Here is a 16,731-nt window from a genome sequence, read left to right on the forward strand (position 1 = left end):
CCCTATCCCGAGACCTTGTTCATATATACATTTCAGCAGAATAGACGCAAGAAAGCACGGGCAGGATAACACTACTTACTAGGCAGGAGGAGCATCTATGAAGACAATCGCAGATACTATTGTACAAGTTTTAGTTAATGCAGGAGTCAAGCGGATCTATGGTATCGTTGGAGATTCATTAAATAATATGGTGGATTCCATTCGCAGCAATGGTCAAATTGAATGGATTCATGTAAGGCACGAAGAAGTGGCTGCCTTTGCAGCTGGAGCAGATGCTGATCTTAGTGGCAGCATTGCCGTATGTGCCGGTAGTAGCGGACCCGGGAATCTGCATCTGATTAACGGTTTATATGATTGCCACCGCAATCGAGTGCCTGTACTTGCTATTGCGGCTCATATTCCAAGTGATGAAATCGGAAGTGAATATTTTCAGGCTACACACCCTGAGCATCTTTTTGGAGAATGCAGTCACTTTTGTGAGGTAATTACGACACCGCGTCAAATTCCAAGAACAGTGACCATGGCTATTCAGGAGGCAGTTTCACGTTCAGGTGTTTCCGTCATTGTTCTTCCCGGTGACGTAGCAGCTTTGGAAGCTGAAAAGGTGCCCACTCCTGAACATGTCTATCACCCCACAGCACCTGTCGTCCATCCATCCGCTTCTGAAATTTCCCGGCTGGCCGAATATTTAAATAACGGTAAACGAATTACGCTGCTATGTGGCGCTGGTTGTGCTCACTCTCACGACTTGCTTATGCAGCTGTGCGACAAGCTAAAGTCTCCCATGGTATCCGCTCTGCGAGGCAAGGAATATTTGGAATATAACAACCCTTATTATGCTGGATTGACGGGACTGATCGGGTATTCTTCCGGGTACCATGCCTTGATGGATTGTGACGTCCTGCTCATGCTCGGAACAGACTTTCCTTACAGACAATTTTATCCTGAAGATGCGATTGTCCTACAGGTAGATATAGATCCTTCCCATCTCGGCAGACGAACTCCGTTGACGTATGGTTTATGCGGGGATGTAAGGGCAACGTTGGAAATGCTGCTTCCTCATTTAACGTCGAAGCATGATGCCAAGCATCTGGAAAAAACCGTCTCCCATTATGCCAAGGTACGCCAGGAGCTGGACGATCTGGCGGTAGGTAAGCCAGGCCATATGCCGATCCATCCGCAATATCTCGCCAAGGTTATCAGTGATGCCGCCCAGGAAAATGCTATTTTCACTTGTGATGTCGGTACTCCCACAGTATGGGCAGCGCGTTATTTGCAAATGAACGGTCAGCGCCGACTTCTTGGTTCCTTCAATCATGGTACGATGGCAAATGCACTGCCGCAGGCGATCGGTGCGCAAGCCACTGAGCCTGACCGACAGGTGATTGCCCTCTCAGGCGATGGTGGACTCACGATGCTGATGGGCGACCTGCTCACCCTAAAACAGCATCAACTGCCTGTAAAAGTTATTGTTTTCAACAATGGCGCTCTCGGCTTTGTCGAGTTGGAAATGAAAGCAGCCGGATTCTTGGAAAACGGGACTGAACTGGTTAACCCTGATTTTGGTGCTGTAGCACAAGCCATGGGACTTAAGGGCATTCGGGTTGAAGATCCGACCATGCTGGAGGATGCCATTCAGCAAGCATTGGCTCATGACGGCCCTGTTGTGGTAGATGTGGTGGTGAACCGTCAGGAACTATCCATGCCACCTAAAATTAATCTTAAGCAAGCAGAGGGCTTTACGCTGTGGATGATGAAAGCCGTGCTGAACGGACGCGGAGACGAGATTGTTGAACTGGCAAAAACCAATCTCTTTCGTTAAATACATGACGAAAGTGCTCATTTCAACAAAAAAGGGGCAGGAACAGTGCTTGAGCATTGTTCCTGCCCCTTTGGGGCTTGCCTCTTTTACATAACAAAACTCAGCGTAGTCTGTCTGCCGTCGATTTCCGCTTCATGAGCGCGGTTTCCATAAATATAAGCTCGCCCTCATTGGACGGTGACTGAATTCGTTCCAGAATGCAAGCGGCTCCGCGCTCGCTAATCTGCTCAATCGGTCTTTTGACCGTCGTTAACGGTGGAGTCGTATACATTGAGAAGCCGATATCGTCAAACCCAATGATAGAGATATCCTCCGGTACTTTCAAGCCTTTTTCAAATACCGCATTCATCGCACCAATAGCCATATCATCGTTAGAGCAAAACACTGCTGTCGGTGGTTCTTCCAAGGCAAGCAGTTGCTTCATTGCCAGACTTCCGCTTTCCGTATCATAGTGACCCTGCACAATATATTCGTGTCGGATCGGCTTACCACGATCAATTAATGCATTCATGAAACCCTCGCGGCGTTGCTGGGTCGACTTGAAGCCTTCTACCCCCTCGATGATCGCAATGCGTTCATGCCCGCTTTCAATGAGAAAGGAAACAGCTTCATAGGAGCCTTCCTTATCATTAGAAATCACATTTACAATCCCAGCCCCAGACACCTGCCGGTTCAGTACAACTAGCGGAATGCCTTGACCTAGCACATGATAAATAAAAGGGTTGTCCGCTTCGCTTTGACTCATCAGAATGATGCCATCAAAACGCTTGCGATGAATAGCAGAAAAATCAGCGTAATCGTCAATTCCTCGCACAAACAGATTGTAATCCACCCCAATGACGTTGTTAACTCCACGGATGGTATCCGCAAAAAAACTGGAGCTGGTGCCTTCTGAAATACTGGTGAAAAACAGGCCTATCGTATGCGAGCGCTGGAGAACCAGGCTTTTAGCATTGTAATTTGGAATGTAATTGAGCTGCTCTGCCAACTCCATAATTTTGCGTTTCGTATCTTCTTTAATCAGCGGGCTGTTATTGAGCGCCCGGGAGACGGTTGTATGGGAAACATTAGCCAGTTTGGCAATGTCTTTAATAGTAGCTGCCATATACGTATCCTTTCCTTAGTAAGGCTCTAAAAAATTATATACTCACCATACCACAGGAGCCGCCCGGAAAAGAAGACCTTCACAAATTATACGCGGTTGTCCGCATGTCTACGCTGTAATTCTTGAACCATTTCTGCATGTCTGCTGTCCGTCAGTTTGTACATTTTACCGATTACTAGCATAGCCAATGCCAAGGCAACAGCCGGATAAAGACAAAGCAAGGCTTTGATTCCAAGCAGCGTTCCAGAGGATTGAATCACATTCGGTACATATCCTACAAGCGCCAGTCCAATACCCGATAGAAAACCGGACAAGGATTGAGCCAATTTACGTGAAAAGTTAAATAGTGAGTAGGTAATCCCTTCCTTGCGCTCCCCGGATGACCATTCGCCGTAATCAATGATATCGGACACGAATGCCCAGGTAACCCCGTTGGGAATACTAATACCAATGAACGAAATACTCGCCAGAATTGTGAAAATATATACGTTGGAAGGCATCAAAAAGTTAATCGAATCGGCAATAACGCTAACTAGCATCCCTAAGATTGCTGTTTTACGTTTACCAAAACGCCGTACCAGTTTGGGCAGGAACAATACACCCAGCAGTGACGAACCGATAATAATAAAATTCATATACGCCATTAATTCTACATGTCCCAAATTATATTCGGCAAAATAGATCAACAGTGCGGACTTGATATTGTAAGCGGAAATGGTGAAAATCGTCATTAAAACGAGTACCAGCAAGGGTTTATTATTCGTAAAGGTGTGCACAATCACGCCTAAAGATAGCTTCTCTTTGGGCCCGGACTGGCTAATAATACGTTCTTTCGTTCCTCGGTAACATATGATGAAAGCGATCACACCAATGAATGACATAATTCCCATGACCACCGGATAGCCAACATGATGGTTAGGAAACAATAAAATAAGCGGCATGACCACGACACTGGTTACGAATAATGCGCCTAGTGATCCCGCCTGACGGAAAGATGACAACGAAGCACGTTGCTGAGTATCCTGCGTAATGGCAGCACCCAACGAGCCGTATGGAATGTTTACAATAGAGTAACCAATCCCCCAGATCATATAGGACGCGTAGGCGTAAATGAGTTTGCCTGTGGGTGAAATATTCGGCGAAATAAAGGTAAGAACCGTAAGAATTGCTAGGATAACGCTTCCAACGACAAGAAAAGGTCTAAATTTTCCGCGTGTACCGATATGTTTGCGATAATCAACAAAGGACCCTACAATGGGATCACAGACGGCGGCGAACAGCTTGCTGACCAAGAAAATGCCTGCGGCGGCTCCTGCAGAAACCCCTGCTACATCCGTAAAAAATTTCAGCAAATACAACTGCCCCAAATCAAACATGAATCCGTTTCCAAAGTCACCCATACCATACGAAATCTTTTCTTTCAGGCTAATATGCTCACCTGTCTTGTTGTCAGTTTGGACGCTCTCCTGCACGATAGGCACTCCCATACCTACACACTCCTCTACACTTGTAATTATTTTCACATACTCATTGATATCTATTTTGGTTTTTAATTGCTCTTGCCGGGAGATGGGTACAAGCTCCTAGCAAGAGCTCCTTTTCTCTGAAGTTAGTGAGTCCTCACTTTAAATGTAGCGTCACTTACTATGAACAACCGTTGGGAAGTTAAAATATTGCTCGGCGTTATTGTAGCAAATATTTTGTACCATGGCTCCGAGCAGTTCCAGATCCTCAGGGGCCTTGCCCTCCTGAACCCACGTTCCGATTAAATCGCAAAGGATACGGCGGAAATATTCATGACGTGTGTAAGATAGAAAGCTGCGCGAATCCGTCAGCATGCCAATAAAGCGGGATAGCACTCCGTAATTAGCCAGCAGCTTCATCTGCTCCTGCATGCCTTCGATATGGTCATTAAACCACCAAGCGGTACCAAACTGGATTTTCCCTACTGTACCACCGGATTGGAAGCTGCCTGCGAGACTTGCCAATACTGGATAGTCAACCGAATTAAGCGAATACAAAATGGTTTTTGGCAATCCTCCTGCCAGCTCCTGTGCATCCAGCAATGCTGCCAGTGGACGAGCGAGGGAACCATCGTTTACAGCATCGTAGCCTGTATCCGGTCCCAAACGACGGAACATCGCAGTGTTGTTGTTACGCAGCGCGTGAATATGGTACTGCATCGCCCAGCCGTGTTCTGCATACTGTTTGCCAAGGAAGACCAGCACGTACGACTTATATTTCGCCTCTTCCAAAGGAGTCACACGGCCTTCCTCCAGCCCCTTGCTGAATATGGCTGCTGCTTCCTCCGGTGTTGTTTCTTCAAAAACTACAGTATCCAGCGCATGATCAGATACCCGACCTCCGGCAGCATGAAAATGGCGCACCCGGCTTGCCAGCGCATTCAAAAATCCTTCAAACCCGGAAACGTCCAATCCGCTGACTTCACCCAATCGAGCCACCCATGGCTGGAAGGTTTCACGATTAATTTCCAAAGCTTTGTCGGGGCGGAAGCTTGGCAACACAGCTACTGGGAAATCGGTCAGCTTGCTGATTTGTTTGTGGTATTCGAGATGGTCGGTCGGATCATCCGTGGTGCACACGACAGTTACCTTCGAGTTCACAATCAGATCACGTGCCCCATAGCCCGGCCCCTGCAGCTTTTGGTTTACCTTTTCCCAAATCACAGGTGCGTTCTGTTCATTCAGCAACTCGTAGACACCAAAAAAGCGTCGAAGCTCCAAATGTGTCCAATGGTACAACGGGTTGCCGATCAATGTAGGTACAGTTTTGGCCCAGGCCAGAAACTTGTCATAATCTTCACCATCACCCGTGATCAATCGCTCCTCGACCCCATTGGCCCGCATAAGTCTCCACTTGTAATGATCACCGTACAACCAAGCTTCCGTAATATTCTTGAATTTTTTATTTTCATAAATTTCTTGTGGACTTAAATGACAATGATAGTCAATAATCGGCATATCCTTGGCATATTGATGATACAAGGTTTCAGCCGTTGGATTGCTCAACAAAAAGTTTTCGTCTAAAAACGTTTTGGTCATTACTTTCTCATCCCTTCTATAATCGTGTTTCTTAATTAATTGTTAACGTTAACAAAAATATTCGAGCTCTACTTACCTTTTAACAATTACATTCTCCATAACATAGAAATCCACGTGGTTATACAGGATGAAAAAGCTATAATATGATTTCTGTACATCCTATCACGCTGGATTACTTCACCTTAAATTTAATGTTTACGTTAACAACAATTACATTGTAACCGCTATCCTTTGTAGAGGAAAGTGATTTTTATCATGTGAGCGGATAAAAATGATCTGCCCCCATTTGAGGAGAACTGTTCTAAACCTTCTCGATGACTGAGACCATAAGAAAATTCCACAAATTTTAATTTCCGCGATAAATCAAACTTTGAAAACGTTTTATACGATTTTCTCTTTTTTTCTGAAAATTTCTTTCTTGAAAATACCAGTTATTGTATTATAATTGCAATATACATCCATTGATTTACATTGAAAGTATTTCATTAGTTTATTTCACACACGAAGAAGAAGAGGTGGTAGCATTGAGTACAAAAGTGCAAGCTGTTCAAACTAAAACTAAAACCAAATCCGATACAAAAGGAGCCGACCTTGTTGTCGACTGTTTGATTAAGCAGGGGGTTACGCATATTTTTGGCATTCCAGGTGCCAAAATCGATTCTGTTTTTGATGTTCTTCAAGATCGGGGTCCAGAATTGATCGTATGCCGCCATGAACAAAATGCCGCCTTTATGGCAGCAGCGGTCGGTCGATTAACTGGTAAGCCGGGTGTATGCATTGTTACCTCGGGTCCAGGCGCGTCTAACTTGGCGACAGGACTTGTCACCGCGAATGCAGAAAGTGATCCTGTCGTCGCCATTGCAGGTGCAGTCCCAAGATCCGAACGCCTGAAACGCACACATCAATCTATGGATAATGCCGGGCTATTCGAACCTATCACCAAATACAGTGTAGAAGTAGAACACCCTGATAATGTACCGGAAGCCATTGCTAATGCATTTCGGATTGCGACCTCAGCCCAGCCTGGAGCCACATTCGTCAGCCTGCCGCAGGACGTGTTGACTTCGTCATCCGAAGTAACAGTCATTGAGAAGGTTTCCCTTCCCCAGCTTGGGACCGCACCCGCCGAGCTCATCAAACAAGTCGCAGACCAAATCAGAAAAGCCAAACTGCCCGTACTTCTTCTCGGTATGAAAGCCAGCACGCCTGAAGCCACCGCAGCTATCCGTGCTCTTATTCGAGATACAGATCTGCCTGTTGTCGAAACCTTCCAGGCCGCTGGAGCCATCTCCCGTGAACTGGAAGACCACTATTTTGGAAGAGTGGGGCTGTTCCAAAATCAACCGGGTGATATGCTGCTTGGAGCCGCAGATTTGGTACTGACGATTGGCTATGATCCTATCGAATACGACCCAAAAAACTGGAACATCCCGGCAAATCGAACACTCATTCATCTGGATGACCATCAAGCCGATATTGATCATGATTATCAACCGGACTACGAGTTAATCGGGAACATAGGTCTGATTGTGAGTGGCCTCGCAGAAGAGTTACCTACCTTAAAGCTACCTAAATCCTCCTGCGACCAATTGAATCGTCTACGCCATGATCTGAACGAGCAAGCAGCTGTTCCAGCCCACAAGCATGATTTTCTGATTCATCCATTACAATTTATTCGCACACTTCGCAGTCTGATTGATGATAACGTCACAGTCACCTGTGATGTCGGTTCACACTACATTTGGATGGCACGGTATTTCCGTTCGTATGAACCGCGACGCCTGCTATTCAGCAACGGAATGCAGACGTTGGGCGTAGCACTGCCTTGGGGGATTGCCGCTACACTCGTCAACCCCGGTCAAAAAGTCGTGTCTATTTCTGGAGACGGAGGATTTCTGTTTTCATCCATGGAGCTCGAAACCGCTGTACGTCTTAACTCACCGCTAGTGCATATTGTATGGAGAGATGGTACCTATGACATGGTCGCCTTTCAACAACAGATTAAATACGGCAGAACGTCTGGTGTAAAATTTGGAGATGTGGATGTTGTGAAATATGCGGAAAGTTTTGGGGCCACCGGATTACGCGTCCACTCTCCTGAAGAACTGGAAAACGTATTGCAGCAAGCTCTTCATACGGATGGCCCTGTGGTCGTTGATATTCCGATTGATTATCAAGATAATATCCAGTTGGGACGCAAACTGCTACCAAATCAATTAAACTAACTTTTACCGAGACTCTCTCGTGACGGTTTCGTGACAATTAAAGAGCAACACGTTATTTTTTATAATTTTTTTGAGCTATTTGTGTTATTTACTGAAACATTACGTTTATTATTGAAAAAGAAAGAAAATGAATGCATACAATTACAAAAGGAAGTGTATTACCATGACCGTTGCAGGACTGGAAACCAAGCAAGAAACTGATCATGATATTTACCAAACGTCCACTATGCTTGCTCTATTAGATGGTCTTTATGATGGAGTTGTTGCCTTTGAGGAGCTGCAAAAGCACGGGGATTTCGGAATTGGTACCTTTGATCAACTGAATGGCGAGATGATCGCGTTCGATGGTGAATTTTATCACTTGCTTCCAGACGGTACGGCCCATCGCGTAAAACCGGAAGAAACTACTCCGTTTTCCACCGTCACCTTTTTCCGCGAAGATTTCACATATACTATTGACCATCCCATGCATCGTGAAGAGCTGGAAGCTTTGCTGCTAAAGCTGTTTCCAAGCCGTAATCTGTTCTATGCGTTCCGTATGGATGGCACTTTTCGTGAAGTAAAGACACGTACTGTGCCTCATCAAGTGAAGCCTTACAAACCATTTATCGAAGCAACCAAGTCACAGCCTACCTTTACTTTTAATGACGCTTCCGGCGTAATCACAGGCTTTTGGACACCTGCTTATGCCCAAGGGATTGGAGTAGCCGGATTTCATCTCCATTTTATTAATGATGAACGTACTGGAGGCGGGCATGTTTTTGATTTTGTTGTCGACAAGTGCACAATCCGTATTTGTCAAAAATCCAATCTACATCTTGTGCTGCCCGATACACCAGATTACTTGAAGGCTAATTTGTCCAGAGTAGACTTGGAGAAAGAAATTGCTGTCACCGAGGGTGCGCAATAATCACAGCATATAGCTCGTCCAGGTAGGCCCCTACAGCTAGACAATAAAAAGCAAAAGATCACAGTTAGAAAAAGAGGCTTCCTGCTCTCTGACTGTGATCTTTTTATGTAGGAAACATATATACACAATGCCGCTTATGCTCTCACTCCGGCCTACTTATTCCTCGATCTGGTCTAACTTATCAGCATAATATTGAATGGCACGGGAGTACTCCTGTAATGTTATGTCTGCGGTCGTTTCAGCCAACTCCATGAGCAGCCCCTTCATGGCCTTCCCGTGTTCCCCCAGATTATATAACACCATAGCGTAGAATACCCGAAACGGTCTGTAATCCGGAAATTCGTTCATTCCTGTGTCCAACCACGCTTTCGCCTTGGCGTAATCCCCTAATACACGATATGTACTGCTTAATCCTAGGATGGCTCCTCTCCTGGAATCTGCGGCTAGTGCCATACCTAGGCTTTTTTCATAAAAGGGAACCGCCTCCCTTTCCATGCCCAATACGTCGTGCGTCCAGGCTGTCTGATACCATAACTCCGCTTCTTTCGGCTCCTGCTCAAGGGCCTCTAATAAAAGCTCACGTGCTTCCATTGCCTGTCCTGTACGTCTTAGATCGCTGACTTTTGCAATCATTTGTTCCATGCTAATTCCCCACTTTTTTCTTGACTATTTCCTTGAGATACATGTTACCCGACATTTGAATACGATGTAAATGGAGATTCTCAAATATAATGAAGCGCACAAAAAGACTCTCCGCTTAGGAGAGTCGTTATAGTCCGTTGTTACGACTTATTTAACCTTTAATGATGCTGTACTCAATATTCCCGCTACACGTTGCGTGTTGAAAATACGGGAAAGCTCCTCCACTGCTGTCAAGTACAGCAGGCCGTTGCCCTCCATCTTAGGAGAATTGCCGAGTGGAATTGTGCGTTTGATGAGTTGGGCGTATAATTCCGGTTCGGTGAGATCACGCTCAAAGCTCGCATTCGCCAGCTGCTTAATCAACGCCAATGCACCTGCTACGTGCGGAGTAGCCATCGATGTTCCGCTAAAGGTCGCATATTTCCCGCCCGGAACTGTGGACAAAATATCTTCTCCTGGTGCAACCAAATCCACCTCATTATTAGAATTACTGAACTCTGAGGCGTGTCTGTCAAAGTTGATAGCACCTACGCTGATCACTTCATTATAGCAGCCAGGGTAGCCGAGCTCGTCCGTTCTGTCGTCACCGTCTCCCTCATTTCCAGCTGCACAGATGACCAGGATTTGGCTGGCTACAGCCTTTTTTACTGCTTCATGAAGCTTAGGCACATCCTCAGGGCCACCAAGCGACATTGAGATGATGTCTGCCTTTTGCTCAATTGCATAATAGATACCTTGGATAATCCAGTCATATTGACCGGAGCCCTGCTTGTTTAGCACTTTGATGATGAGCAGATCTGCCTCTGGGGCGACACCTACGACACCATTCTCATTTTGCGCTGCCGCAATGGTTCCTGCCACATGTGTACCGTGACCGTTGTAATCCTTGAAATTTTCCGGATCACCTTCATCATCATCCGTGAAATTGCGGCCACCAATAATGCGTGCCTTCAGATCCGGATGGTCCGCATCACAGCCCGTGTCCAGCACCGCCACCTTTACTCCTCGGCCTCGAGTCTGGTTCCATACCGCAGGTGCCTGGATCATCTCCACCCCTCGCGGTATTTCATTCACTTGTTGCTCCTGCTTGATCACTTGGTAAGGAATGATATGCACTTTACGTTCCATCTTATTCCCTCCTTCATGGATTCAATTGGAAACCATCCGTCTTTGAAACTTTGAAAACCTCTACTGCATTCGAGGTTACTATATTCTAGCAATTTTTGAAAAGTTTGAACATCCCAATTTGCTTATTTTTGCAAAAAAAACAGACATCAACCAAATCAATTGGGAAATGTCTGCTCAAGTCCCTCTATGAGCCTTAGATTGATTCCGCTTGTAGCTCAGCTTTAGATAACAACGATTTGTGCTGCCATTTTCGGCCTTTCCAGCGTAAATAGTGAAAAATACCTCGTACCCATTCATCGCATGCATGTGCTATCCACACACCCAGCACACCATATCCCATATGAATGCCTAGCACATATGCTAGCGGGATTTTGATCCCCCACATTGAAATAATGGCCATCATTAAGGGGAACTGAACATCTCCTGCTGCTCGCAGGGAGTTAATGACCACGTGATTGAACACACGGCCCGGCTCCAGCAATATACAGAACAACAAAATCGCTGCCCCTAATTGAATGATCGCTGGCTCGTCCGTAAAGATTGCCATCACTTCATATCGGAAAAAGGATACAGCCACGATCACAGCAATCGTAATGACTAGTGACCATTTCAGGCTTCGTAAAAGTTGATGATATGCTTTTTCCTTGTCTCCTGCTCCAATCAGGCGAGCCACAATAATTTCGGTTCCCTCGCCGACGGCCATCCCAAATACCATAAAAAAATACACAATCGTATTCGTATAGAAATGAGTTGCAATCGCTGTTGTACCCATAAAGCTGACAAATCGGGTCACCATCATTTGACTAAGCTGATAAGAAAGCCATTCCAGCCCGGCAGGAATACCAATTTTCAGAATCGCCACCAGCTTGCTCCATTGAAGCTGTACATAATATTGGATACGAATCGGCGCACTTACACGTTTGTACAGCAGGATAAAAATCCACACACATGCGACGACGCGGCTAATAACCGTTGAAATCGCTGCTCCCGCCACTCCCATTTGCGGCAGACCAAACCAGCCGTATATGAGCAATGCATTTCCCACAACATGCAATATATTCATACCAATGCCTACGATCATCGTATCTTTGGTAAAACCATGCGAGCGAATGACCGGCCCTGCGGTTAGCATAAGGGCTTCCAAAAACAGCGAACCCCCTGCCAGCATCATATAGATTTCTGCATTTTCCTTAATGGTCGGAGTAATATGATAGAAGGATAGTAAAAAATCCCGGCTCACGATAAACATCAAACTCAGCGCCAGGCCAAATACCAGATTAAAGGTTAGTGCCGATGCGGTAACACGGCTTGCGTCCACATGCTTTTGCGCACCTAATAACTGAGCAATGATCACACCTACTCCAAGACCAAGCAGATTGAAGAGTATAATCGTAAATTCAATTAACTGTCTGGATACACCAACAGCCGATACAACCTCATCTGAAACATGGCTAAGCATGAACGTATCCACGCTACCCATTAAAATATGAAATAGCATTTCTATGAAGATCGGCCAAGTAATCGCGAAAACCGTCATCGTTTTAACGGCCTGCGCTTGCTTGGAGCCACTTTCCTGCGACAATGACATACTTCTGTATTCCTCCCGCTTCCGTATGTAAATCCAAATTTACTCATACATTTTTTGATAACGCTTACTTATTCGAAAAAGTCATATGTTTTTTATCATTTTTATAATATCCCAAGCGGTCCTGCAATTGTCCTGTGTGGAATTCGAACTTGTGTCCGTCTGGATCTGTAAAATAGACTGATCTTTTATCCTGTTCATTTCGCTCCCGTCCGGGCAGAATAGGGACATTAAGAGTTTTCAGCTTGTTAAGCATACTTTCAAAATCCGCTTCCGCTACTGAAAATGCAATATGCGTGTAGGAATGATGAATTTCATTTCTAGGAATATCCTCTTCCACATTGAGAGCCAACCACATTCCCAGGCAATCCAGATAAGCCAGCTTGCGTCCTTTAACGAGCAGTTTTCCATCTAGTACATTTTGATAGAATTGTATAGACTTCTCCAAATTAGACACCGAAAAGCAAATGTGATTCCATCCTTGTATGCTCATGCTTCCTATTCCTTTCAGCGAACCCTGTTCAGCCAGTAATTCCATGCTTCTGTATATTGGTCTAGATCTTCCGGATGATGGCGAATGCAGGTAGCTATACGAAAGTATAATCCCTGTAGCACTTCCCTGTTCAGCTCATATTCCCCTGTCATCTCTGGACTAAGCTTATCTACTGCCGGCAAAATGGTATCGATGGTCAGCCTATCCGGTGAAGAACAAAAGGCATATATCAAATCATACAGAGGTTCTCCCACCACTGGATCAGGGTCAATAATACCTGTCAATGTACCATTTTCGGCAAACACAAAATTATGTACTCCGAAATCGCCATGAAGCAAATATTTAATATTCCGTTGCGGTGATCCGGCCACAAGAGTGTGGATGAACCGATGATTTTCTAAGGGTAAGACGTCTTGTATAATCTTTTCGGATTCTTTCGTTCTGTGGAGCAAAAAATCTCTCCATTCCACAAACGGATGATCCGAATAACCATACTTGTGTTCCTCTCGAAGGGATTTGTAGTGTGCAATGACCTCTGTCGCCAGACTGAGCAGCAAATCATCCTTATTTCTTTCACTATATTGCCTAGTGAACCCTGGCTTGAACGCATATACCAAATAACGATGCAGGGAATCTACATAAATCACTCGAGATAGCTTCTCAATCTGTGCATAGGTAAGCAAAAATTCTGCCTCGGCTTTTACAATCGCGGGATCATTTTGCTTAATGACATATCGTGGTCTGGTACCGTCCATGACAACAACCACTTCACTCGAAGTTCCGCCAGTCAGCGGTTTGAGATTTTGCATATGGCTTTCAAGCACGCCTGCTTCATACAGCTCATTCAGGATAAATTGAATGTCCCTGTAAAACCTCCCTATGCATCTGATCCATAAATAATACGACAAATAATGCGGCTGGCGCTTCGGATTGCTAATCTAGCCCACCTGTTCGCCAGCCATTCTTTTCTTACAAATATATTTTTTCATGCTCCGCATAGATTTCAAGCGCCCGCTCCATCTTATGGACATAGGCCTTATCCTGACTGGTACATAGAAAAGTGACATGTCCCTCCTGCAATTGGCCCGTTGTCAACGGAGCTGCCAGTAAATTACGCTCGGACAGCACCTGTTTCAAGCGTTTGACCGTTCCCTGGCTCCCATCAATGAGCTGAATATGAGAAGGCAGCAGTTCTCTCAAAATTTCCTTATAAAATGGATAATGTGTACATCCCAATACGACCGTACCATAGACGTCTAAGTTAAACGAAGACAGCTTATGGTTAAAATAATTGAACAATTCCGTACGGTCAAAATTCAACTGTTCGCAATATTGTACGAGCTCCGGCAAAGGCAATGAGTCCACACTTCCGTGATCGTCAACTCTGGATACCAGTGCCGCATAACCGGATTGTTTTAATGTCAACGGTGTCGCCAGCACCAGAACTCTTTTACCATTGGCTCGGTTCATCTCGACCGCTGGCTTCACGGCTGGTTCCATTCCGATAATCGGAAATTTATATTCCTTCCTTAGCTCCGCCACCGCGATACTTGTAGCCGTATTGCAGGCAATCACCAATGCCTTAATATCCTCTTTTAGAATCGTTTGCACCGAAGCCTTGACATAACCAAGCACCTCTTGGGGTGTTTTCGTTCCATAAGGAACATGAAGCGTATCCGCCATGTAAACAAAATTTTCGTTTGGCAAACGTCTTAGCGCCTCAGACAATACTGTAATTCCACCCAATCCCGAATCAAAAAAACCTATCTTCAAGCTACTCACCTTTTTTCGTTCAACTATGGTGTTAAATCTTGATGGCACCATGTTCATTTCCTTCCTCGCCTATCCAAGCATACTCTTCATTAGACTTTACATTTAAATTTTACCGCAAAACTGATATTTTGCAAAAGAAACACGTAAATTTCACAGTGTAAAAAATAAAGCAGCTTTTCAAAGTAAATTTAATATAGAAGTGTTGACAGATATTATCTTTATATTGTAATATTACGTGGTAACTTACTAACTAAACTTACTTATTCAACTTACTTAGGGGGAAATAAATCATGTCTAAAGTATTATTTGTCAAAGCTAATGATCGTACAGCTGAAGAATCTGCAACAGTTAAATTGTATAACGCATTCGTGGAAAGCTACAAGTCTTCCCACCCATCTGATGAAATCACTGAGCTGGACCTGTTCTCCGTCGAGCTTCCTTATCTGAACGCTAACATGATCAACGGCACGTTCAAATCCGCGAGAGGCATGGAGCTGAACGCAGAAGAAGCTCGCCTGGCAAACATCGCTAATGGTTACCTGGATCAATTCTTGGCAGCAGACAAAGTCGTATTTGCTTTCCCGCTCTGGAATATGACGATTCCAGCTGTACTGCACACATACATTGACTACCTGAACCAAGCTGGTAAAACATTCAAATACACTGCTGAAGGTCCTGTAGGTCTTGTAACTAACACTAAAGTAGCCCTGTTGAATGCAAGAGGCGGCGTTTATTCCGAAGGGCCTGCTGCTGCTGCTGAAATGTCTTTGAACTTCATGAGCAACATCTTAACCTTCTTCGGTGTTAAAGACATTGTGAAGGTTGTACTGGAAGGGCATAACCAAGCTCCTGACCAAGCACAAGAGATCGTTGCTTCTGCCGTACAACGTGCAGTAGACGCAGCAAAATCGTTCTAATTATATATATGAAAAAAAGAGGATGTCCGCACCCTTTACGGGATGGAAATCCTCTTTTTTTTGCTACAAAATACAAAAACACGTGCTCCCCTGATCTGTGATCAAGTAAGAAGCACGTGTCTGTATGAGCTTACCTCTATTTAAGGAATGAACTGCTGCACGATTTTTACAACCCTACCGTCACGAAGCGTAACATGGTATGGAAATTGGCTGAGGTCCAGAACATCCTTTTTAGCAAAATCCTTCTCAAACTGTGCCAAAGGAATGGATTCGTTCCATTGCACGTCTGTGTCTTCTATATTCCCTGTGTGGTCATAAATCTGCACCTCTACCGTAGCATCTGGTGCAACCTGATACACGTCATTTTGTACGGAATTGTTTACGATGTAGTAGCCATCCGGCGCTCCATCCAATCCTGTATTTCCTTCATGCTCCACAAATGCTTTGTCTGCTGCTGCGCCTTCGTACCATTCAATCGGGTCTGCTGACAAATAAATTTGTCCATCGCGAATGTCCATTTGGTTTATATATACGGTCTCCTGATTTTCAGCAGCTGCTACAGGTGTGTAGCCTTGCGCTGTTGCCCCTGCCGTCGTAATCAGCATCATCATCAAAGTCAATACGGTCCATTTCGAAGCTAATTTCATCATGTCTGATCTCTCCTTGCCGTTTGGGTATGTACACGGTGTCTGTAAGCTTCATTACCCTTGTGTACCTATCATAAACTTTGAACGGTTAAAAAGTGTATCAGATACATAAAAAATAAGTTACGATTTTTTAAGACTTGGTCTTAAAACTTGATGACATGTCCTAATTTACCTTTGTTATTTTAGTAATCCCACCTGACGTGCCTGTTCCTCGGTGAGAATAAACTCTTCATTTTGCCATACCTCGTCCTCTTTGGTTACAGCAAACATCCCCATAATCTCTGTCCAGATTCCTTTGTCGGCGGCTTCCTTTTGTGTAATGATTATTTTCATATGAATCCCATCCTCCTCAAGAATGCGTGCAATGTGTAGCCCACTGCGCAAACAGATGGTTTCTCCGATCGCTACTCCAAATCCAACTG

General features: G+C 44.8%; 15 protein-coding genes. 4 read left to right on the plus strand and 11 right to left on the minus strand.

The window, feature by feature from the left end; genetic code table 11:
- The first annotated feature begins 97 nt into the window (after nt 1-97).
- Entirely contained in the window at nt 98-1,822 is a 1,725-nt protein-coding gene (gene poxB, locus ACXHJ1_RS21285; protein WP_457905196.1) for a ubiquinone-dependent pyruvate dehydrogenase, read from the plus strand.
- 100 nt (nt 1,823-1,922) lie between these two features.
- On the opposite strand, the gene ACXHJ1_RS21290 is transcribed toward poxB, so the two are convergent.
- From ACXHJ1_RS21290 to uxaC, 3 genes are all read right to left on the minus strand, one after another.
- On the minus strand, nt 1,923-2,927 hold the full coding sequence (locus ACXHJ1_RS21290) for a LacI family DNA-binding transcriptional regulator (RefSeq protein WP_457905197.1): 1,005 nt from the start codon (nt 2,925-2,927) through the stop codon (nt 1,923-1,925).
- A gap of 86 nt (nt 2,928-3,013) precedes the next feature.
- Nucleotides 3,014-4,414 carry an MFS transporter gene (locus ACXHJ1_RS21295; RefSeq protein WP_016821072.1) on the minus strand — a complete coding sequence of 467 codons (1,401 nt, stop codon included), beginning with the start codon at nt 4,412-4,414 and terminating at the stop codon, nt 3,014-3,016.
- A gap of 150 nt (nt 4,415-4,564) precedes the next feature.
- Nucleotides 4,565-5,989, minus strand: a complete 1,425-nt coding sequence (gene uxaC / locus ACXHJ1_RS21300; protein WP_457905198.1) for a glucuronate isomerase — start codon at nt 5,987-5,989, stop codon at nt 4,565-4,567.
- A gap of 515 nt (nt 5,990-6,504) precedes the next feature.
- On the opposite strand from uxaC, the gene alsS reads away from it, so the two are divergent.
- Together alsS and budA are read left to right on the plus strand one after the other, a co-directional pair.
- Nucleotides 6,505-8,214: an acetolactate synthase AlsS gene (alsS, locus tag ACXHJ1_RS21305; protein ID WP_026065499.1), complete on the plus strand. Its 1,710-nt coding sequence runs from the start codon at nt 6,505-6,507 to the stop codon at nt 8,212-8,214.
- 163 nt (nt 8,215-8,377) lie between these two features.
- On the plus strand, nt 8,378-9,124 hold the full coding sequence (gene budA / locus ACXHJ1_RS21310; RefSeq protein ID WP_016821069.1) for an acetolactate decarboxylase: 747 nt from the start codon (nt 8,378-8,380) through the stop codon (nt 9,122-9,124).
- Nucleotides 9,125-9,280: 156 nt separating this feature from the next.
- On the opposite strand, the gene ACXHJ1_RS21315 is transcribed toward budA, so the two are convergent.
- From ACXHJ1_RS21315 to murI, 6 genes are all read right to left on the minus strand, one after another.
- Nucleotides 9,281-9,766, minus strand: a complete 486-nt coding sequence (locus tag ACXHJ1_RS21315; protein ID WP_031463360.1) for a tetratricopeptide repeat protein — start codon at nt 9,764-9,766, stop codon at nt 9,281-9,283.
- A gap of 147 nt (nt 9,767-9,913) precedes the next feature.
- Nucleotides 9,914-10,894: a S8 family peptidase gene (locus ACXHJ1_RS21320; RefSeq protein WP_457905199.1), complete on the minus strand. Its 981-nt coding sequence runs from the start codon at nt 10,892-10,894 to the stop codon at nt 9,914-9,916.
- A 193-nt stretch (nt 10,895-11,087) separates the two neighbouring features.
- Nucleotides 11,088-12,482 carry an MATE family efflux transporter gene (locus ACXHJ1_RS21325; RefSeq protein ID WP_019687056.1) on the minus strand — a complete coding sequence of 465 codons (1,395 nt, stop codon included), beginning with the start codon at nt 12,480-12,482 and terminating at the stop codon, nt 11,088-11,090.
- 64 nt (nt 12,483-12,546) lie between these two features.
- A complete protein-coding gene (gene fosB, locus ACXHJ1_RS21330) occupies nt 12,547-12,972 on the minus strand; it encodes a metallothiol transferase FosB (protein WP_457905200.1) in 426 nt (141 codons plus the stop codon).
- A 14-nt stretch (nt 12,973-12,986) separates the two neighbouring features.
- Entirely contained in the window at nt 12,987-13,781 is a 795-nt protein-coding gene (locus tag ACXHJ1_RS21335; RefSeq protein ID WP_457905201.1) for an aminoglycoside phosphotransferase family protein, read from the minus strand.
- A 160-nt stretch (nt 13,782-13,941) separates the two neighbouring features.
- The gene (gene murI / locus ACXHJ1_RS21340) at nt 13,942-14,796 is read right to left on the minus strand and encodes a glutamate racemase (protein ID WP_045243833.1); all 855 of its coding nucleotides are present in this window, start codon (nt 14,794-14,796) and stop codon (nt 13,942-13,944) included.
- Between the two features lie 239 nt (nt 14,797-15,035).
- On the opposite strand from murI, the gene ACXHJ1_RS21345 reads away from it, so the two are divergent.
- The gene (locus tag ACXHJ1_RS21345) at nt 15,036-15,662 is read left to right on the plus strand and encodes an FMN-dependent NADH-azoreductase (protein ID WP_031463358.1); all 627 of its coding nucleotides are present in this window, start codon (nt 15,036-15,038) and stop codon (nt 15,660-15,662) included.
- A gap of 140 nt (nt 15,663-15,802) precedes the next feature.
- On the opposite strand, the gene ACXHJ1_RS21350 is transcribed toward ACXHJ1_RS21345, so the two are convergent.
- On the minus strand, nt 15,803-16,312 hold the full coding sequence (locus tag ACXHJ1_RS21350) for a hypothetical protein (protein WP_019687054.1): 510 nt from the start codon (nt 16,310-16,312) through the stop codon (nt 15,803-15,805).
- 174 nt (nt 16,313-16,486) lie between these two features.
- Nucleotides 16,487-16,642 carry a hypothetical protein gene (locus ACXHJ1_RS21355; protein WP_013370850.1) on the minus strand — a complete coding sequence of 52 codons (156 nt, stop codon included), beginning with the start codon at nt 16,640-16,642 and terminating at the stop codon, nt 16,487-16,489.
- Between the last annotated feature and the right edge of the window lie 89 nt (nt 16,643-16,731).

The sequence above is a fragment of the Paenibacillus sp. ALE2 genome, assembly GCF_054113385.1.